The 19,354-nt window shown below is 68.4% G+C and carries 19 protein-coding genes and 1 pseudogene; 15 read left to right on the top strand and 5 right to left on the bottom strand.

The features are described from left to right. Nucleotides 1-29: 29 nt before the first annotated feature. The 5 genes from kdpB to ACFWUU_RS26220 are packed head-to-tail and all read left to right on the top strand — an operon-like array spanning nucleotide 30 to nucleotide 6,829. Complete coding sequence (gene kdpB, locus ACFWUU_RS26240) at nucleotides 30-2,042, top strand: potassium-transporting ATPase subunit KdpB (protein WP_380181760.1); 2,013 nt, start codon at nucleotides 30-32, stop codon at nucleotides 2,040-2,042. A 14-nt stretch (nucleotides 2,043-2,056) separates the two neighbouring features. Beyond that, on the top strand, nucleotides 2,057-2,686 hold the full coding sequence (gene kdpC / locus ACFWUU_RS26235; protein WP_380179111.1) for a K(+)-transporting ATPase subunit C: 630 nt from the start codon (nucleotides 2,057-2,059) through the stop codon (nucleotides 2,684-2,686). Between the two features lie 12 nt (nucleotides 2,687-2,698). Next, on the top strand, nucleotides 2,699-5,260 hold the full coding sequence (locus ACFWUU_RS26230; RefSeq protein WP_380179109.1) for a DUF4118 domain-containing protein: 2,562 nt from the start codon (nucleotides 2,699-2,701) through the stop codon (nucleotides 5,258-5,260). Continuing rightward, nucleotides 5,257-5,934 (top strand): response regulator, encoded by a 678-nt coding sequence (locus ACFWUU_RS26225; RefSeq protein ID WP_137256207.1) that lies wholly within the window; start codon nucleotides 5,257-5,259, stop codon nucleotides 5,932-5,934. Before ACFWUU_RS26230 ends, ACFWUU_RS26225 begins: the two co-directional genes overlap by 4 nt. A 52-nt stretch (nucleotides 5,935-5,986) precedes the next feature. Continuing rightward, a complete protein-coding gene (locus ACFWUU_RS26220; protein ID WP_380179107.1) occupies nucleotides 5,987-6,829 on the top strand; it encodes a hypothetical protein in 843 nt (280 codons plus the stop codon). Between the two features lie 42 nt (nucleotides 6,830-6,871). Here the strand turns inward: ACFWUU_RS26220 and rpmG are convergent, their stop codons facing one another. Then, complete coding sequence (rpmG, locus tag ACFWUU_RS26215) at nucleotides 6,872-7,039, bottom strand: 50S ribosomal protein L33 (RefSeq protein ID WP_137256209.1); 168 nt, start codon at nucleotides 7,037-7,039, stop codon at nucleotides 6,872-6,874. 124 nt (nucleotides 7,040-7,163) lie between these two features. On the opposite strand from rpmG, the gene ACFWUU_RS26210 reads away from it, so the two are divergent. Together ACFWUU_RS26210 and ACFWUU_RS26205 are read left to right on the top strand one after the other, a co-directional pair. After that, nucleotides 7,164-8,246, top strand: coding sequence for a GTP-binding protein (locus ACFWUU_RS26210; protein ID WP_380179105.1), 1,083 nt, complete (start codon nucleotides 7,164-7,166; stop codon nucleotides 8,244-8,246). Next, nucleotides 8,243-8,488 (top strand): type B 50S ribosomal protein L31, encoded by a 246-nt coding sequence (locus tag ACFWUU_RS26205; protein ID WP_134110539.1) that lies wholly within the window; start codon nucleotides 8,243-8,245, stop codon nucleotides 8,486-8,488. Before ACFWUU_RS26210 ends, ACFWUU_RS26205 begins: the two co-directional genes overlap by 4 nt. 47 nt (nucleotides 8,489-8,535) lie before the next feature. Here the strand turns inward: ACFWUU_RS26205 and ACFWUU_RS26200 are convergent, their stop codons facing one another. Beyond that, nucleotides 8,536-8,901 carry a nuclear transport factor 2 family protein gene (locus tag ACFWUU_RS26200; protein WP_380179103.1) on the bottom strand — a complete coding sequence of 122 codons (366 nt, stop codon included), beginning with the start codon at nucleotides 8,899-8,901 and terminating at the stop codon, nucleotides 8,536-8,538. 86 nt (nucleotides 8,902-8,987) lie between these two features. On the opposite strand from ACFWUU_RS26200, the gene ACFWUU_RS26195 reads away from it, so the two are divergent. Continuing rightward, a complete protein-coding gene (locus tag ACFWUU_RS26195; RefSeq protein ID WP_380179101.1) occupies nucleotides 8,988-10,409 on the top strand; it encodes an aromatic amino acid lyase in 1,422 nt (473 codons plus the stop codon). Here ACFWUU_RS26195 and ACFWUU_RS26190 read toward each other — a convergent pair. From ACFWUU_RS26190 to ACFWUU_RS26180, 3 genes are read right to left on the bottom strand one after another with little or no spacing between them, the layout of a single operon-like run. Next, nucleotides 10,406-11,164, bottom strand: coding sequence for an IclR family transcriptional regulator (locus ACFWUU_RS26190; protein WP_380179099.1), 759 nt, complete (start codon nucleotides 11,162-11,164; stop codon nucleotides 10,406-10,408). The two genes, ACFWUU_RS26195 and ACFWUU_RS26190, sit on opposite strands and share 4 nt — an antisense overlap. Before the next feature lie 25 nt (nucleotides 11,165-11,189). After that, nucleotides 11,190-11,381, bottom strand: a complete 192-nt coding sequence (locus ACFWUU_RS26185; RefSeq protein ID WP_137256214.1) for a hypothetical protein — start codon at nucleotides 11,379-11,381, stop codon at nucleotides 11,190-11,192. Continuing rightward, nucleotides 11,378-12,268 (bottom strand): GNAT family N-acetyltransferase, encoded by an 891-nt coding sequence (locus ACFWUU_RS26180; protein WP_380179097.1) that lies wholly within the window; start codon nucleotides 12,266-12,268, stop codon nucleotides 11,378-11,380. The genes ACFWUU_RS26185 and ACFWUU_RS26180 overlap by 4 nt, the downstream gene beginning before the upstream one ends. Before the next feature lie 119 nt (nucleotides 12,269-12,387). Between ACFWUU_RS26180 and hutH the strand changes: the two genes are divergently transcribed. The 7 genes and pseudogenes from hutH to ACFWUU_RS26145 form a co-directional block, all read left to right on the top strand. Continuing rightward, nucleotides 12,388-13,917, top strand: a complete 1,530-nt coding sequence (gene hutH / locus ACFWUU_RS26175; RefSeq protein ID WP_380179095.1) for a histidine ammonia-lyase — start codon at nucleotides 12,388-12,390, stop codon at nucleotides 13,915-13,917. A 17-nt stretch (nucleotides 13,918-13,934) separates the two neighbouring features. Further along, the gene (gene hutU / locus ACFWUU_RS26170) at nucleotides 13,935-15,590 is read left to right on the top strand and encodes a urocanate hydratase (protein WP_380179093.1); all 1,656 of its coding nucleotides are present in this window, start codon (nucleotides 13,935-13,937) and stop codon (nucleotides 15,588-15,590) included. A 135-nt stretch (nucleotides 15,591-15,725) separates the two neighbouring features. Continuing rightward, on the top strand, nucleotides 15,726-16,724 hold the full coding sequence (locus tag ACFWUU_RS26165) for an ABC transporter ATP-binding protein (RefSeq protein ID WP_380179091.1): 999 nt from the start codon (nucleotides 15,726-15,728) through the stop codon (nucleotides 16,722-16,724). Beyond that, on the top strand, nucleotides 16,721-17,377 hold the full coding sequence (locus ACFWUU_RS26160) for an ABC transporter permease (RefSeq protein ID WP_137256218.1): 657 nt from the start codon (nucleotides 16,721-16,723) through the stop codon (nucleotides 17,375-17,377). Before ACFWUU_RS26165 ends, ACFWUU_RS26160 begins: the two co-directional genes overlap by 4 nt. 1 nt (nucleotide 17,378) lies before the next feature. After that, a complete protein-coding gene (locus tag ACFWUU_RS26155) occupies nucleotides 17,379-18,029 on the top strand; it encodes an ABC transporter permease (RefSeq protein WP_137256219.1) in 651 nt (216 codons plus the stop codon). Between the two features lie 79 nt (nucleotides 18,030-18,108). Beyond that, entirely contained in the window at nucleotides 18,109-19,032 is a 924-nt protein-coding gene (locus ACFWUU_RS26150; RefSeq protein ID WP_137256220.1) for an ABC transporter substrate-binding protein, read from the top strand. 7 nt (nucleotides 19,033-19,039) lie between these two features. Further along, nucleotides 19,040-19,354 (top strand): annotated as a pseudogene (locus tag ACFWUU_RS26145) (allantoate amidohydrolase); the annotation flags it as partial.

Here is a 19,354-nt window from a genome sequence, read left to right as displayed (position 1 = left end):
CGGTACCCCCGAAGAGAGCAGCTTCGGGTCTGTTCGACCCGAAGATGCTGCTCACCGCCCTGCCCGACGCGGTCCGCAAGCTCGACCCGCGGGTGATGGTGAAGAACCCGGTCATGTTCGTGGTCGAGGTGGGCGCGGTCGCGTCGACGATCTTCGCCTTCACCGACTCGAGCGTGTTCGTCTGGTGGATCGTGGTCTGGCTCTGGCTGACCGTGATCTTCGCCAACCTGGCCGAGGCCGTCGCGGAAGGCCGGGGCAAGGCCCAGGCCGAGACACTGCGCCGGGCCAAGACCGAGACCACCGCGCGCCGGCTGACCGGCGACCGCGAGGAGGAGGTCCCCGCGACCCAGCTCAAGCTCGGCGACCTCGTGGTCGTCGAGGCCGGGCAGATCATCCCCGGCGACGGTGACGTCGTCGAGGGTGTCGCGAGCGTCGACGAGTCGGCGATCACCGGCGAGTCGGCCCCGGTCATCCGCGAGTCCGGCGGTGACCGGAGCGCGGTCACCGGTGGCACCAAGGTGCTGTCGGACCGGATCGTCGTGAAGATCACCACCAAGCCCGGTGAGAGCTTCATCGACCGGATGATCGCGCTGGTCGAGGGCGCCTCGCGGCAGAAGACGCCGAACGAGATCGCGCTGAACATCCTGCTGGCCAGCCTGACGATCGTGTTCCTGATCGCGACCGTGACGCTGCCGACGTTCGCGAACTACGCGCACGTCGATCTGAACATCGTGATCCTGGTGGCCTTGCTGGTCTGCCTGATCCCGACCACGATCGGCGCGCTGCTGTCCGCGATCGGTATCGCCGGCATGGACCGGCTGGTGCAGCGCAACGTACTGGCGATGTCCGGACGGGCCGTCGAGGCCGCGGGCGACGTGAACACGCTGCTGCTGGACAAGACCGGCACCATCACGCTGGGCAACCGGCAGGCCGCGGAGTTCATCCCGGTCAAGGGTGTCAGCGACACCGAGCTCGCCGACGCGGCCCAGCTGTCCAGCCTCGCCGACGAGACGCCGGAGGGCCGGTCGATCGTCGTACTGGCGAAGACCGGGTACGGACTGCGTGAGCGCCACACCGGAGAGTTGCCGCACGCAACCTTCGTCGAGTTCACCGCGCAGACCCGGATGAGTGGTGTCGACCTGGACGACCGGCAGGTCCGCAAGGGCGCGGCCGGTGCGGTCAACGCCTGGATCAACCAGCACGGCGGGCAGATCGACGTACAGCTCGGCGAGATCGTCGACGGCATCTCGGCCTCCGGCGGTACGCCGCTGGTCGTTGCCGAGAGCATCAACGGCAAGGCGCGTCCGCTCGGCGTCATCCACCTCAAGGACGTGGTCAAGGAAGGCATGCGGGAGCGGTTCGACCAGATGCGCGCGATGGGCATCCGGACCGTGATGATCACCGGTGACAACCAGCTGACCGCGAAGGCGATCGCCGAGGAGGCCGGGGTCGACGACTTCCTGGCCGAGGCGACGCCCGAGGACAAGATGGCGCTGATCAAGAAGGAGCAGGAGGGCGGCCGGCTGGTCGCGATGACCGGTGACGGAACCAACGACGCACCGGCGCTGGCCCAGGCCGATGTCGGTGTGGCGATGAACTCCGGTACGTCGGCCGCGAAGGAGGCCGGCAACATGGTCGACCTCGACTCGAACCCGACCAAGCTGATCGAGATCGTCGAGATCGGCAAGCAGTTGCTGATCACCCGCGGATCGCTGACCACGTTCTCGATCGCGAACGACGTGGCCAAGTACTTCGCGATCCTGCCGGCGCTGTTCGCCTCGGCGTACCCGGGGCTGGACAAGCTGAACATCATGGGGCTGCACTCGCCGGAGTCGGCGATCGTGTCCGCGATCGTGTTCAACGCGCTGGTGATCGTGGCCCTGGTGCCGCTGGCGCTGCGCGGGGTCCGGTACAAGCCGTCGTCGGCCTCGGCGATGCTGCGCCGCAACCTGCTGATCTACGGCATCGGCGGTCTGATCAGCCCGTTCGTCGGAATCAAACTCCTCGACCTGGTGATCTCCTTGATCCCGGGTCTGCGGTGAAAGGCTAGTTGTTCATGGCAAGCAATCTGCCCGGCTCGGTCCGGCAGTTCGGAGTGGCGCTACGGGCGCTGCTCGTGTTCACGGCGATCCTCGGGATCGTCTACCCGCTGGTGATGACCGGGGTCGCGCAGGCCGTCTTCCACAGCAACGCGAACGGGTCGGTCGTCAAGGTCAACGGCAAGGATGTCGCCTCCGACCTGATCGGCCAGGCGTACACGATGGACTCCGGGAAGAAGGATGCCGACGGCAACGCGATCATGGTCGCGGACCCGAAGTGGTTCCAGACCCGGCCGTCCGCGGTCGACTACGACGGGATGGGCAGCGCGGCCTCGCAGTACGGGCCGAACAACCCCGACCTGGTCAAGCTGATCGAACAGCGCCGGCAGGACGTCGCCAAGCTCGAGGGCGTCGACCCGTCGCAGGTTCCGCCGGACGCGGTCACCGCGAGCGGTAGCGGCCTCGACCCGGCCATCAGCCCGGCGTACGCCGCTCTGCAGGTCAACCGCGTCGCTCGCGAGCGGGGACTGCCGGTGGAGAAGGTCCAGCAGCTGGTGAAGGACAACACGAAGGGCCGCACGCTCGGGTTCCTCGGGGAGCCGACGGTCAATGTGGTGACGTTGAACGCCGCCTTGGCTGCCAGCTGAGAGTATGAAGGTATGAAGCGCGGGCATCTGCGGGTCTATCTCGGGGCCGCGCCTGGTGTCGGGAAGACGTACAAGATGCTGGGCGAGGGGCAACGGCGCCTCGCCCGGGGGACCGACGTGGTGGTCGGGTTCGTCGAGACCCACGGCCGGGAACACACCGCGGAGATGCTCGCCGGGCTCGAGGTGATCCCGCGGCGGATCATCGACTACCGTGGCGCGAGCTTCACCGAGCTCGACATCGACGCGGTACTGGCGCGGCGCCCGGAGGTCGCGCTGGTCGACGAACTGGCGCACACCAACGTCCCGGGTAGCCGGAACGAGAAGCGCTGGCAGGACATCGAGGAGTTGCTGGCCGCCGGGATCGACGTGATCTCGGCGGTCAACATCCAGCACCTCGAGTCGATCAACGACGTGGTCGAGAAGATCACCGGCGTACCGCAGCAGGAGACGGTCCCGGACCGGGTGGTCCGGGCCGCGGACCAGATCGAGCTGGTCGACATGACCCCGGAGGCGCTGCGCCGGCGGATGGCCCACGGCAACGTGTACGCCGCGGACAAGATCGACGCTGCCCTGGGCAACTACTTCCGGGTCGGGAACCTGTCCGCCCTGCGCGAGCTGGCGCTGCTCTGGCTGGCCGACCGGGTGGACGCGGGGCTGCAGCAGTACCGGCAGGAGCACGACATCGACTCGACCTGGGAGGCGCGGGAGCGGGTCGTGGTCGCGCTCACCGGTGGTCCCGAGGGCGAGACGCTGATCCGGCGCGCTGCTCGGATCGCCGCGCGGTCGTCCGGCGGGGATCTGCTCGCCGTGCATGTCGCGCGTTCGGACGGCCTGACCGGGGCGAACCCGAGCAAGCTGGCCGAGCAGCGCAACCTGGTCGAGAAGCTCGGCGGGACCTATCACCAGGTGGTCGGCGACGACATCCCGTCCGCCCTGCTCACGTTCGCGAAGGCCGAGAACGCCACCCAGCTGGTGCTCGGCGGCAGCCGCCGGTCACGGATCGGCTCGCTGTTCACCGGACCGGGGATCGGCGCGACCACGATCCGCGATTCGGGCGATATCGACGTACACATCGTCACGCACTCGTTGATGGGGCGTGGGCGGTTGCCGCGGTTGCGCGGCAGTCTGTCCCGGCGCCGGAAGATCCAGGGTTTCATCCTGTCGATCGTGCTGCCGCCGGTGCTCGCGCTGGTGCTCGGGCTGGGTGGCGACACGCTCAACCTGACCAGCAACGTGCTGGCATTCCTGCTGGCGGTGGTCGTGGTGGCGCTGGTCGGTGGGATGTGGCCGGCGATGGTGACCGCGGTCGGCGGATCGCTGGTACTCAACTGGTTCTTCACCCCGCCGAAGCGGACGTTCACGATCGCCGAGCTGAACAATGCGTTGGCGCTGGTGATCTTCATCCTGGTCGCCGCGATGGTGAGCTCGGTCGTCGACCGGGCGGCACGACGTACCAGGCAGGCGGCCCGGGCGGCCGCGGAATCGGAGACGTTGGCGACCTTGGCCGGATCGGTACTGCGAGGTGAGACCGCCCTGCCCGCGCTGCTCGAACGGGTGCGCGAGGCCTTCGGGATGACCGGGGCGTGTCTGATGGAACGTGTGGACGACGACGAGCTGACCGAGGTCTGGCGACCGCTGGCCTCGGCCGGTTCCCTGACCTGCACCCGTCCGGAGGAGGCCGACGCGGAGATCCCGGCGCGGGACGACCTCGTTCTGGTGCTGCAAGGTCATCAGCTGGAGGCGGACGAGCGCCGGCTGGTCGGAGCGTTCGCGGCCCACGCCGCGGCGCTGGTCGACCGGGCCCGGTTGAGCGAAGCGGCCGCTGAGGCGAAGCCGCTCGCGGAGGCCGACAAGCTGCGTACGGCGTTGTTGCGCGCCGTCGGCCACGACCTGCGTTCCCCGTTGGCGTCGGCGAAGGCGTCGGTGACTTCGCTGCGCAGCGATGATGTGGAGTGGAGCGAGTCCGAGCGGGCCGAGCTGCTGGAGACCGCGGACGAGTCGCTGGACCGGTTGTCGCGGTTGGTGGACAACCTGCTCGACCTGAGTCGGCTGCAGGCCGGCGTACTGCCGGTGTTCACGCGGCCGATGGCGCTCGACGAGATCATGCCCGGCGTACTGGCCGAGCTGGGTGACGAAGCCGATCAGGTGACCGTCGACATCCCGCACACGCTGCCGCTGGTCGAGGCGGATCCGGCGCTGCTGGAGCGCGTGGTGGCGAACCTGCTGGCGAACGCGATCCGCTACTCGCCGCCCGGACGTCCGCCGCTGATCACCGGGAGTGCTCTGGGCGAAATCGTCGAGATCCGGGTGATCGACCGCGGGCCGGGGATCCCGCGCGAGGACCGGGACCGGATGTTCGCGCCGTTCCAGCGCCTCGGCGACACCGACAACACGGTCGGCGTCGGGCTGGGGCTGGCGCTCGCCCGCGGCCTCGCCGAGGCGATGCACGGCGCGCTGCTGCCCGAGGACACCCCCGGCGGCGGCCTGACCATGGTGGTCACGATCCCGACTGCCAGCCTCCGCCCGACCGACGCCCCGGTCCCGGGAGCACGCGAACGATCGGAGCAGGAGTGACGAGAGTATTGGTGGTCGACGACGAGCCGCAGATCGTGCGGGCGTTGCAGATCAACCTGAAGGCGCGTGGGTACGAGGTGCATCTGGCCGGCACCGGTACGTCGGCGTTGAAGGTCGCCGCGCAGCATCCGCCCGAGCTGGTGATCCTCGACCTCGGGCTGCCGGACTTCGACGGCGTGGACGTGATCCGCGGGCTCCGCGGCTGGACCGACGCGCCGATCCTAGTGCTGTCCGGGCGGACCGACCAGACCGACAAGGTCGAGGCGCTGGACGCGGGCGCGGACGACTACGTGACGAAACCGTTCGGCATCGACGAGCTGCTGGCCCGGATGCGCGCCGTACTCCGACGCAGCAACATCGCCCAGGACCAGCCCGTGGTGACCGTCGGCGGCTCGGTCGTCGACCTGGCGGCCAAGCGCGTCACGCTGGAGAACGGCGAGGACATCCGCCTCACCCCGACCGAGTGGCACCTGCTCGAGGTCCTGGTCCGCAACCCCGGCAAGCTGATGTCCCAACGCCAGCTCCTGACCGAGGTCTGGGGGCCCGGCTACGAAACCGCCAGCGGCAACCTCCGCTTCTACATGGGCCAGCTCCGCCGCAAACTGGAGCCCGATCCGGCCCGCCCGAAGCACCTCCTCACCGAGCCAGGCATGGGCTACCGCTTCGAGCCCTGACGGTGTCCGTTTCGTTCAAGACCTCCGGCCGGATCTGCGGGAGGGTAGGCACATGGACATCTTCACGGCAGGTCGGGACTTTGTACGGCGGGATGCTCGGCTGCTCGAGCGTCGGCTCTTCGCCACGGTTTTCGAGGGCGCTGATCCACAAGGCGTGATCGACGCGCTGCGTGGGTTCCAGAACGCCGACGGGGGCTTCGGGTGGGGGCTGGAGCCGGACAAGCGGTGTCCGGACAGCCTGCCGCTCGACGTCGAGGTCGCGTTCAGCACGCTGATCGCGGCAGGCGCTCGGGACGACGAGATGGTCCGGCGCGCGGCCGATTGGCTGGCGCAGCTCGCCAACGACGATGGCGCGGTCCCGCTGTGCGGTCCGGCGGTGGAGGGCTACCCCCGGGCCGAGCACATCACCGAGTGGACGTACCAGCCCGGCATCAACCCGACCGCGGGTCTGGTCGGCCGGCTCTACCAGTTGGGCGTCGAGCACCCGTGGCGCGACAAGGCGGGCGCCTGGTGTGCGGCCGAGCTGGCGAAGGGGTTCCCCGAGGACGCCCATGGGATGCACGAGGCGCTGGAGTTCATGGAGCACACCGACGACGTCGACGTCGATCGGGTCCGCGACTGGCTGCCCAAGCTGCAGTGGTTCCGGGCCGACGCCGCGGATCCGACGTACGGCGTGACGCCGCTGCACCTCGCGCCGACGCCGGACAGCTTCTGGAAGCAGCTGTTCACCGACGAGCAACTCGATGCGCACCTGGACCGGCTGATCGCCGACCAGCAGGACGACGGCGGCTGGGCCCTCACCTGGGAGCCGCCGGGACCGGCGTCCACGCTCGAATACCGCGGCATCGTGACCGTCGGCGCACTGCGAACGCTGAAGGCGTACAACCGCCTCTAGACACAACGAAGCCCCCCGCTGCGGCGGGGGGCTTTCACGTGTTTACCGCTCTTCGCGGAAGTCGACGTGGGACCGGGTCTTCGGGTCGTACTTGCGGATGATCAGCCGGTCGGGATTGTTCCGGCGGTTCTTCCGCGTTACATAGGTGAAGCCGGTGCCGGCGGTGCTGCGGAGCTTGATGATGGGGCGGAGGTCGTTGCGCTTGGCCATGGTGTCCTTTCCCGGATCACCTGGCGGGTGACCCTTACCTCAGTGAACGCCGGCCGGGTGGCGGCTATTCCGCCTCAGAGGGTACTTTGTAGTGGTTATCGTTTTCAATAAGACAGGAGAGTCGATGCTGCCGGTGACCTTGCTGACGGGCCTCGACGAGGAGCTTCGCGGCGCCGTCGCGGGGAATCTGCTGGCTGCCGCCGGCCCGACCGGCGTCCTGGTGGAGTACGACGTGAGCGGCCTGAGCGCGGGCTCCGTCGTACGGATCGCGCGTACTGCGACCGGCGTGATCGACCGCGAGGTGATCACCATGGAGCGCCCGTGCGTCTCCTGCGCGATGCGCGGCTCCCTCGTCCAGCTGCTCTCCAGCATCGCGGCCATCGAGCGGTACGGCGTGGCGATCGTGAACGTCCCCGCCGCCGGTGACACCCAGGCGATCGCGGCCGAGCTCTCGGCAGCCGATGACCTCCACATCGACGCGATCGTCACGACCGTCGACGCCGCCAGCGTGGTCGCCGATCTGACCGGTGACGAGCTGATCCGTGAGCGGGGAATCCCGACCGCTTTGGAAGACGGGCGTGCGATCGCCGAGGTTGTTGTCCGGCAGTTGGAGTCGGCCGATGCTGCGGTGCTGAGTGATCTGGATGCGGCGGCGCTGGTGCAGGCGATCAACCCGCGGCTGCTGATCAAGTCCACGCCGGCGGGGCTGCTCGGCGTACGGCTGCACGCTCCTGGGAACGTCGTCGAGCCGGGCTCGATCGCGGCTCCCGCGGACGGCGAGGTGCCGACGCTGGTCTGGCAATCCAATCGACCGTTTCATCCGGAGCGCTTGTTCGACGCCCTGGAGGATCTGGTCGCCGGGTCGGCCCGCGGCCGCGGCACGCTCTGGATCGCGACCCAGCACCGCAACCGACTCAGCTGGGACAGCTTCGGCACGAACATCTCGATCGGCGTGCTCGGTCCGTGGCTGGCCGACCTCCCGGCGGATCGCTGGCCCGCGGTCGGGCAGCAGCACCAGGCCCGGTCCGCCCTCGAGTGGCACCCGGAGTACGGCGACCGCGCGTCGTACCTGTCGATCACCGGGCCCGGTCTGGAGCTGCGGGAATTAACCGAGCGCCTCGACGGTTGTGTGATGCGTGCGGATGAAGCGGTCCATCCCCTGACCGACCCGTTCGCCCCTTATCTGGAAGGAAGTACGGCAGCATGAAGAAAGACATTCACCCCGACTACCGCCGGGTTGTCTTCCGGGACAAGTCCGGTAACTTCAGCTTCCTCACCGGTTCGACCCGCGAGAGCAACGAGACGGTCGTCTGGCACGACGGGAACACCTACCCGGTCGTCGACGTCGAGATCTCGTCCGCGAGTCACCCGTTCTACACGGGCCAGCAGCGCGTGATGGACACCCAGGGCCGGGTGGAGAAGTTCAAGAAGCGCTACGGCCAGAAGTAATCCCTGGTCTTTCCACAGCCCGTCGCCTCTTTGGCGGCGGGCTGTTTCTATGCTGTCGCTTTGTGGCAGAACGCCTGTAGCCAGCGTCCGTCGGAGCGCACGTAGACCTGGCTGATCCATTCCTCGACCTCGTACGGCGTCCCGTCCCAGCTGCCGGAACTCGCCTTCCGGGCAGTCAGGACGACCGTGTCGCCGACCCGGGCGATCCGCTCGCCGCCGACAGTCGTCATGCTGTGGTGCTGCAGCCGGCCCGACGCGATCCAGCCGATGATGTCCGCCTTGGGTGTGATTCCGGTGGCGTCGACGGCGACCCAGTCGTCGGTCCAGCAGTTCGCGATCAGCTCGGCGTCGTTGCCGATCAGCACCACGTCCGCCTCGGCCGCCTCCGCGCGTACTTCTTCCTCCACTGTCATGGGTCGATTTTGCGCGTCTCGGGTTCGAGACGTTTGGGTGGGCGCGGCGCTTACCTCGCGGGCCGGGGCGGTTCCACACTGTGGGGATGGAGCCGGTTGAGCTGACGGGTGCCGGGCTGAGCCCGCTCGAGGCGGTCGCGCTGGGGCAGCGACGTACTGCGGTTCGGCTGAGCGACGACGCCCGGAAGCGGATGGAGGAGTCGGCCGCGGTGGTCGCCGAGGTCGCGGGACGGCGGCCGGTGTACGGGCGGACGACGGGCGTCGGGGCGAACCGCGACGTACTCACGTCCGACCCGGAGCACGGCGCGCGATTGCTCGGGTCGCACAGTACGACGGGTACGACGTCGTACCCGAAGGATGTCGTCCGACTCGGGCTGCTGATCCGGGTCAATCAGCTCGCCGCGGGCGGGTCCGGGCTCGACCCGGCGGTGGCCGATGCGATCGTTGGGCTGCTCAACGATGACGAGCTGCCGGACCTGCATCGGGGTGGCGCGATCGGGACCGGCGACCTCGGGCCGCTCGCGGAGCTCGGGCTCGCGCTGGGCGATGTCATCGATGGGACCAGCGCCCTCCCGCTGCTGTCCAGCAACGCGCTCACGCTCGCCGAGTGCTGCCTCGCGTATGTCGAGGCGGGCACGCTGATCAACGTCGTACCGTTGGTCGGGGCGCTCTCCCATGTGGCGCTGCGTGGCAACGCCGAGGTGTACGACGTCCGCGTCCACGAGGCGCGTCCGCAGCCGGGGCAGGTGCGGGTTGCCCGCCGGATGCGTGGGCTGCTCGACGGCCTGCCGCTCCTGCCTGCGCGCGTCCAGGATCCCTTCGGATTAAGGGCTTTCGCGCAGGTGCTCGGTCCTGCCGTCGATCATGCCGATGCCTTGGGCAACAGCGTGCGGATCGACATCAACGCAGCCGCGGAGAACCCGCTGGTGGCCGGCGACACCGTGCTCCACAACGGCAACTGGCACGCGATGCCGATCGCACTCGCCCTCGACTCGCTCCGACTCAGCCTGCACAGCGTCGCGACCCTGTCCACCACCCGCGTCGCGAATCTGGTTGACCCGGATTACACCGGCCTCAGCCGCTTCCTGGCCAGCGGCGCGGAGGCAAGCTCAGGCGTGATGATGATCGAGTACGTCGCGCATGACGCCCTCGCCGCGGTCCGCTCCGCTGCCCAGCCCGCCACGCTCGGCACGGCGACCTTGTCCCGCGGCGCCGAACTCCACGCCAGCTTCGCGCCACAAGCCGCAGTCCTAACCGCCCAACTCCTGGACGCCCTCCGCGAAGTCCTAGCCAGCGAGCTAGTCACCGCCGTACGCGCCATCCGCCTGGCCGGCCTAACCCCCGACGACCTATCACCTGCAGCCGTCGGCCCCTGGCTCGCCGACGCCCTGGCCGTCCTACCAGACAGCCTCGCCGACCGCTCCCTCCGTGAAGACCTCGAAATAGCCCGCGGCGTCCTAACCCAATGGGGCGACCGCCAGGTCGAACACCCAGCCGAGTCAGGCTAGCCGTGGAGGCGGCGGGTTAGGGCGGTGGCGGCTTGGCGGATTCGGTGGGCTAGGTGGGGGCGGTCGGGTGGGGGGACGGCGTCTGTGCGGAAGGTGACGCTGATGGCGGCGGCTGGGTGGCCGGCGTGGTCGACGGCGGCGCTGGCAACGGATGCCATGCCGGGGGTGATGAAGGAGTCTTCGACAGCGAAGCCTTGGCGTTTCTCGTCGGCCAGTAGGCGACGGAGTTGGGTGAGGGTCTGCGGGCCGTGGTCGGTCCGGCGTACGAAGGACTCGGGCGTGGGAAACAATGCCCGCACCTGCGCAGGTGGTAGCTCAGCGAGGAGGGCTCGGCCGGATGCGGTGAGCGTGGCCGGTAGGCGCACCCCGACATCGGTCACCAAAGTCACCGGCCGCGGCGGCTGCTCCTTCAGCAGGTAGACCAGCTCCCGACCATGCAACACCCCGAGATGCGCCGTCTGCCCCACCTCGTGCACCAGCTGCACCAGCAACGGCCGAGCCAGCCGCTCCAACGGATCGTGCCGCAAGTACGCCGACCCGATCTCGAACGCAGCAACCCCGAGCCCGTACCGCTTCTCCTCAGGCAGATGCACGACGAAACCCTCGTCGATCATTGCCCGCAGCAAGTGGTACGTCGACGAGCGCGGCAGGCCGACCGCGGAGGCGATGCGCTCCATCGGTACCGGACCGGGCTGGGTGGCCAGGAACGTCAGCACCCGCAGCGTACGGGTCGAGGCGGGAACGTTGCCGCTCACAACGGCAGGGTAACCCGGCCCCGCCTTAGATCCCTGACGATTGGCGTTTCTTCGCGCGGCTCCGTCGCAGCCAGAACCTCAGCCCCTCACCCGCCACCGCGATCGCGAACAGCCCGCCCGCGACACCCCAGTCCAGGAACTCCGACCCCGAGACCAGCAACCCAACCACCACCGACACGACCAGGAAGAACAGCAACGAGACAACGAGTCGCTTCACAGAGCCTTCTCCGCGGTCCACGCCCCGGATGTCGTCCGGTAACCGAGCCACTTGTTCACCGCGAGCATCGGAAGATTCCCCGCGTCGTTCCCGGTCGACGCCGTCACGAACCCGGCGTCCCGGGCCGCAGCCAGCGCGTGCGACTTCACCACCTTCGCCAGCCCGCGCCCGCGTGCCGACGGGATCGTCCCGGTCAGGTTCGACCAGATCACCCCGCGATCCGGATCAGCAGTCGTGGTCACGAACGACAGCACCCCATCACCGTCCAGTACGGCGAAGCTCAGGTCCCGCCGGATGTCCGGGTTGTTCCACGACACCTTCACCCATTCGTCGTACGCCGGTCCGCCGGAGAACCCGCTCGGATCGTCGTCCCGCACCTGGATCTCGGCGTCGAACACCTGCCGCGGCTCCAGCTCCTCGTAGGTGGCCAGACGTACCCCGGCCGGCGGCGCGATCGGGTCGCGGGCCTCGCGCAGGTCGGCGGCGGCATGGCTCATCCGCCGCCCCAGCTCGAACCCGCGCTTCTCCGCGAACGCCTTGGAATCCTCAGCCACAGCGACCAGCAGCCGACCGGCCCCGGCCGTGACAGCCTCCGCGGAGATCGCGGTCAGCAACGCAGTGCCGATCCCACGCTCGCGGTACGACGGTGGCACCTGGACCGTGATCCGCACCCGCGCCCCGGCCACGCCTGCCTCGGGCAGGTAGAGGTTCGAGTACCCGACAACGTCCGGACCGTCCACCGCGATCAGGATCACCCGGCTCCGGCCACCTCGCAGTTCGGTCTCGATGGCCCGCGCCGACTTCACCAGATGCGGCATCACGGCAGCCCAGACCTGGGCGACGCCGACCGCGTCCGCCGGCCGCGCCGGCCGGATCTCGAACACCATGCCTTGACTCTATGTGTTCGCGGGTCCACAGCTGACGTCTCAGATTCGAGACAGAAACTGGTACGCCGCTGCTGTCGAGGAGCATCCCGGCGCGGTCCAATGATCGGGTGGAAGACACGGTGATTGTCGGCATTGGACCGCTGACCCCGGCCGAGGTGGTCGCGGTCGCGCGGTACGGCGCGCAGGTACGGATCGACGACCAGGCTCTGGAAGAGATCGCGAAGTCACGCGCCGCGATCGAGGCGCTGGCCCACGCGGACACCCCGCACTACGGCGTCTCGACCGGGTTCGGCGCACTCGCGACGCGGCACATCGCGCCGGAGTTGCGGGCCCAGCTGCAGCGCAGCCTGATCCGCTCGCACGCCGCCGGCTCCGGCCCGGAGGTGGAGACCGAGGTCGTACGGGCGCTTGCCCTGCTCCGCCTCTCGACCCTCGCGACGGGCCGTACGGGCGTGAAGGTCGAGACGGCCCAGGCGTACGCCGGTCTGCTCAACGCCTACCTGACTCCGGTCGTGCACGAGTACGGCAGCCTCGGCTGCTCCGGCGATCTCGCACCGCTGTCCCACGTCGCGCTGGCGATCCTCGGCGAGGGCAAGGTCCGTGATGCCGACGGCAACCTTCTCGACGCCGGCGAAGCCCTGCAGCAGAACGGTCTGACGCCGATCGTGCTCGCGGAGAAGGAGGGTCTCGCGCTGATCAACGGGACCGACGGCATGCTCGGCATGCTGGTCCTCGCGCTCGCCGACCTCGAGCGGCTCTTCAAGACCGCCGACCTCGCCGCCGCGATGAGCGTCGAGGCGCAGCTCGCCACCGACCGCGTGTTCGCCGAAGACCTGCAGGCTCTCCGCCCGCACCCCGGCCAAGCCGCGTCCGCCGCCAACCTCCGCAGGATCCTCAAGGACAGCGCGATCGTCGCGAGCCACCGCGGCCCGGACTGCAACCGCGTCCAGGACGCGTACTCGCTCCGCTGCTCCCCACAGGTCCACGGCGCCGCCCGCGACACCGCCGCCCATGCAGCGAGTGTTGCCGACCGCGAGCTCGCCGCCGCGATCGATAACCCCGTAGTACTGAAGGACGGCCGCGTCGAGTCCAACGGCAACTTCCACGGCGCTCCGGTCGGTTACGTGCTCGACTTCCTCGCGATCGCCGTCGCGGACCTCGCCAGCATCAGCGAACGTCGTACCGACCGTTTCCTCGACGTCGCGCGCAACCATGGGCTGAACGCCTTCCTGGCCGACGATCCCGGTGTCGATAGCGGTCACATGATCGCGCAGTACACCCAGGCAGCGATCGTGTCCGAGCTCAAGCGTCTCGCCGTACCCGCCAGCGTCGACTCGATCCCGAGCAGCGCGATGCAGGAGGACCACGTCTCGATGGGCTGGTCCGCCGCACGCAAGCTGCGCAAGTCGGTCGACGGCCTGCAGCGGGTGCTGGCGATCGAGATCCTCACCGCCGCACGGGCGCTGGACCTGCGCGCGCCGCTCACCCCGGCCCCGGCAACGGAAGCCGCCAAGGCCGTACTGCGGGAGCGCGTCGAGGGCCCCGGCACGGACCGCCACCTGGCGCCCGAGCTCGAGCACTCCGTCCAACTCGTTGCCGACGGCACCTACATCGAAGCCACCGAGGCCGTCACCGGCCCGCTCAACTGAGAAAGGCTGGATCACCCATGTCCGGACCCCGTCCTGTGCGCGCACCCCGCGGCACCACCCTCACCGCCCGCGGCTGGCAGCAGGAAGCCGCGCTGCGGATGCTGCAGAACAACCTCGACCCCGAGGTCGCCGAGCACCCCGACGAGCTCGTCGTGTACGGCGGTTCCGGCAAGGCCGCCCGCGACTGGAACTCGTTCGACGCGATGGTCCGTACCCTGACCACGCTCAAGGACGACGAGACCATGCTCGTGCAGTCCGGCAAGCCGGTCGGCGTGATGCAGACGCACGAGTGGGCGCCGCGGGTGCTGATCGCGAACTCGAACCTGGTCGGCGACTGGGCCACCTGGGAGGAGTTCCGCAAGCTCGAGGCGATGGGGCTGACGATGTACGGCCAGATGACGGCCGGCTCGTGGATCTACATCGGCACCCAGGGCATCCTGCAGGGCACGTACGAGACGTTCGGCGCGGTGGCCGAGAAGCGCTTCGGCGGCACGCTGGCCGGCACGATCACGCTGACCGCGGGTCTCGGCGGTATGGGCGGCGCGCAGCCGCTGGCCGTCACGATGAACGACGGCGTCGCGATCTGCATCGACGTCGACTCCTCGCGGATCGATCGTCGGATCGAGCACCGCTACCTCGACGTACGGGCGAAGGACCTGGACGACGCGCTGCGGTTGGCGGAGGAGGCGAAGAAGGCCCGCCGGCCGTTGTCGATCGGTGTCCTGGGCAACGCTGCGGTGATCGTGCCGGAGTTGCTGGAGCTGGGCGCGCCGATCGACATCGTCACCGACCAGACCTCGGCGCACGACCCGCTGATGTACCTGCCGGTGGGTATCGAGTTCGACGACTGGGCGACCGCCCGGGAGAAGGACCCGGCCGGGTTCACCGAGCGCGCGCAGGCGTCGATGGCGCGACACGTCGCCGCGATGGTCGGCTTCCAGGACGCGGGCGCCGAGGTGTTCGACTACGGCAACTCGATTCGGGACGAGGCGCGCAAGGCGGGGTACTCCCGCGCGTTCGAGTTCCCCGGCTTCGTGCCGGCGTACATCCGGCCGTTGTTCTGTGAAGGAAAGGGCCCGTTCCGGTGGGCCGCGCTGTCCGGCAACCCCGCCGACATCGCGAAGACGGACCAGGCGATCCTTGACCTGTTCCCGGACAACGAACATCTGACCCGGTGGATCAAGCTGGCCGGTGAGCGGGTCGCGTTCCAGGGTCTGCCGGCGCGGATCTGCTGGCTCGGACAGGGCGAGCGGGACAAGGCCGGCGTGCGGTTCAACGAGATGGTTGCCTCCGGCGAGCTCGAGGCGCCGATCGTGATCGGTCGCGACCACCTGGACACCGGCAGCGTGGCATCGCCGTACCGGGAGACCGAAGGCATGCTCGACGGTTCGGACGCGATCGCGGACTGGCCGTTGCTGAACGCGATGGTGAACGTGGCCAGCGGTGCTTCCTGGGTGTCGATCCACCACGGCGGCGGCGTCGGTATCGGCCGGTCCATCCACGCCGGTCAGGTATCTGTTGCCGATGGCACCGATCTGGCCCGGCAGAAGCTGGAACGGGTGCTCAGCAACGACCCGGCGATGGGTGTGATCCGTCACGTCGACGCAGGCTACGAGAAGGCTGTCGAGGTCGCCGACCAGCGGGGTGTGCGCATCCCGATGCGGGAAGGCTAACTGTGTGCGACCGTGGCAATCTGTAGTGCTACGGTGCACTTTTCCAAGGGGCGAGAAACCATGCGATCGCGTGGTTTCGGTCTTACGTTCCGCTAGGGTCTTTCGGGCGACCGATGACCAGCGCGAAGGGGCGCCATGATCGAGTTCGAGGACGTCACCAAGCAGTACCCGGACGGCACCGTCGCCGTCGACAAACTGTCCCTGCGGATCCCGAGCAACCAGATCACGGTGTTCGTCGGGCCCTCCGGGTGCGGCAAGACCACGTCGCTGCGGATGATCAATCGCACCATCGAGCGGACCAGCGGGACGATCTCGATCGATGGCGAGGACATCAACGGCAAGGATGCGGTCACCCTGCGCCGGGGCATCGGGTACGTGATCCAGAACGCCGGCCTGTTCCCGCACAAGACCGTTGTGGAGAACGTCGCGACCGTCCCGAAGCTGCTCGGCTGGGACAAGCGCAAAGCACACAGTACGGCGATGGAGCTGCTCGAACGCGTCGGCCTGGACCTCAAGCTGGCCGAGCGGTATCCGGCCCAGCTGTCCGGTGGCCAGCAGCAACGAGTCGGCGTCGCCCGTGCGCTGGCGGCCGATCCGGCGATCATGCTGATGGACGAGCCGTTCAGCGCGGTCGACCCGATCGTGCGGCACCAGTTGCAGGAGGAGCTGCTCCGGCTGCAGCGCGACATCGGCAAGACGATCGTGTTCGTCACCCACGACATCGACGAGGCGATCAAGCTCGGCGACAACGTCGCAGTACTGCAGGTCGGCGGGAAGCTGGCCCAGTTCGCACCGCCGGCCGAGCTGCTCGGTGAGCCGGCCGACGACTTCGTCCGCGGCTTCGTCGGTCAGGATCGCGGTTACCGGGCTCTTACGTTCGTGCATCCCGAGTCGATGGCCGTGCAGCCGGTTCCGGACGAGCTCGCGTTGAAGGACGGCGTACCCGTCGGCTGGAAGAACGGGTCCGGTGAGCTGTTGCCGCTCGGCGCGGTGTTCAAGCGCGGCGATTCGTTGCGCGCGGCACTGGACGCAGTACTGACGTCGCCGACCGGTTGTGGCGTCTGCGTCGACGACGACGGGAAAGCCGTCGGCGTCATCGACCAGGCCGCGGTTGCAGAGGCCTTGCGGTCATGACGTGGATCGGTGACAACCTCGGGCTGATCTGGGACCAACTGCGCGAACACATCTACCTGGCGATCATTCCGGTGATCCTCGGGCTGATCATCTCGGTGCCGTTGGGGTACGTCGCCACCCGGTACTCCTGGCTGGCGAATCCGCTGATCGCGCTCGGCGGCGTGCTGTACTCGGTACCGTCGATCGCGTTGTTCATCGTGATCCCGGCGATCATCGGCACGAAGGTGCTGTCGACGATCAACATCATCGTCGCGCTGACCATTTATACGGTCTCGCTGCTGATCCGGAACGTGATCGACGGACTGCGCTCCGTGCCACCCGACGTCCGGCAGTCGGCGATCGCGGTCGGGTACGGGTCGATGCACCGGCTGATCGCGGTCGACCTGCCCATCGCCGTACCGGTGATCTTCACCGGGTTGCGCGTGGTCACGGTCGCGAACATCTCGATGGTGAGCGTCGGCGCCGTGATCGGGATCGGCGGCCTGGGGGAGCTGTTCACGCTGGGCTTCCAGAAGGACTTCCTCACACCGGTCGTGGTCGGGGTCGTGCTCTCCCTGGCGCTGGCGCTGGTCGCGGACCTGATCCTGGTGTCATTGCAGCGGGTACTGACTCCCTGGGCGCGGATTTCCACACCCGTGGCGGAGGTGGCGTGACATGTGGCAGTACCTGACCGACTCGTACAACTGGTCCGGCAACGAGGGGATCTGGGCGCGGATCCTGCAGCACCTCTGGTACACGTTTGCCGCGCTCGGACTCTCCGTGCTGATCGCGCTACCGATCGGATTGCGGATCGGGCACACCCGGCGCGGGGCGTTCCTGGCGATCAACCTCGGCAACGCGGCACGAGCCCTGCCGAGCCTCGGTCTGCTGATGATCGCCGTACTGCTGACCAATCAGATCGGCTTCCTGCCGGTGCTGATCGCGCTGGTCGCGCTGGGTGTCCCGCCGATCCTGGCCTCGACGTACGCCGGTCTGTCCGGTGTCGATCCGGCCACGATCGACGCGGCGCGGGGGATGGGGATGACCGGACGCGAGATCCTGACCAAGGTGGAGATCCCGATCGGGCTGCCGCTGATCATCTCCGGCATCCGGAGCGCCACCCTGCAGGTCGTCTCGACCGCGACGATCGCCGCCCTGGTGTCGCTCGGCGGCCTCGGCCGCTATGTGGTCGACGGACTGAAGCTCCGGGACTTCCCGCAGATGTTCACCGGCGCATTGCTGGTGGCGTTGCTCGCGCTGCTGCTGGACGCGGTCTTCGCGCTGATCGGGCGGATCACGGTCTCCGAAGGGCTGAAGATCGGCTGAATTGTCCGTCGTACCTGCTGAACTTGAGATGCATCCATCGGCACCGGTCGATGGCTGAACGAGAACACTGGAGGCTCTCGTGTTGAGATCCACACTCATCCGTACTGCGATCGCCGGGGTGGCGGTGCTCGGCCTGGCTGGTTGTGGGGGTGGGGGCGACCAGCTCGGCAGTGACAACGCCGGCAGCTCGCCGGCGCCCTCGAAGGTGAGCAGCATCACCGTCGGGTCCGCCGACTTCTCCGAGAGCCAGTTGATCGCGGAGATCTACGGCCAGGCGCTGGCCGCCAAGGGCATCGAGGTGAAGAAGAAGCCGAACATCGGCAACCGCGAGACCTACATGGCCGCGATCAAGGACGGGTCCGTCGACCTGGTCCCGGAGTACACCGGCGCCTCGCTGGCGTACTTCGACAAGAACTCCACCGAGACCGACCCGCAGAAGGCGTACGACGCGCTGAAGAAGGCGCTGACGCCCGGTCTGGAGATCCTGGAGATGTCGCCGGCGACCGACGAGGACACCATCGTGGTGACCAAGGCGACCGCGGACAAGTACAGCCTGAAGTCGATCGGTGACCTGAAGGGCAAGAACCTGGTCGCCGGCGGTAGCTCCGAGTTCAAGGTCCGGACCGCCGGGCTGAAGGGCATGAAGGAGAAGTACGACGTCGACTTCAAGGAGTACAAGACGCTCGACGCGGGTGGTCCGCTGAGCATCAAGGCGCTGGAGACGAACCAGATCCAGGTGACGGACCTGTTCACCACCCAGGCCGTGATCAAGGACAAGGGCTGGGTCCAGCTGGACGACCCGGAGCACATCCTGCCGCCGAACAACATCGTTCCGTTGATCCGGACCGACCACAAGTCCGACGACGTCGTCTCCACGCTGAACGCGGTCGACGCCAAGCTGACCACGGACGCGCTGACCGACCTGGTCAAGCGGATCGACGTCGGCAAGGAGAGCGCGGACGCGGTCGCCAAGGACTGGCTGTCGAAGAACCCCTTGTCGTGAGCCGGTCTTGAGTTTCGAATCCCTTTGGGCCGACCAGTCCGCCATCGGCCGCAACCCCGAAACCGGCGGTTACACCCGAGGCGGCTGGACCCCCACCGAACGCGAGGCGACGCACTGGTTCCTGAACCAGTGCGCCGCCCGCGGCCTATCCGTCGAGTCAGACGGAATCGGAAACCTGATCGCCTGGTGGGAACCGCACGGTGAGCCGGCCCTCCGGCCGGCTCCCCGCGCGGGCGGGTCGTCGGAGGCGGCGCTTGGCGTAGTAACCGGCAGCGGTGCTGCTTCGTCTGTAACCCCGGGCGGGGTCTTCTCTCGTCCCTGG

Source organism: Kribbella sp. NPDC058693, assembly GCF_042715335.1.
Lineage (GTDB): Bacteria > Actinomycetota > Actinomycetes > Propionibacteriales > Kribbellaceae > Kribbella > Kribbella jiaozuonensis.
Note: the sequence above shows the minus strand (reverse complement) of the source record. Positions and strands in the feature narration are given on the sequence as shown.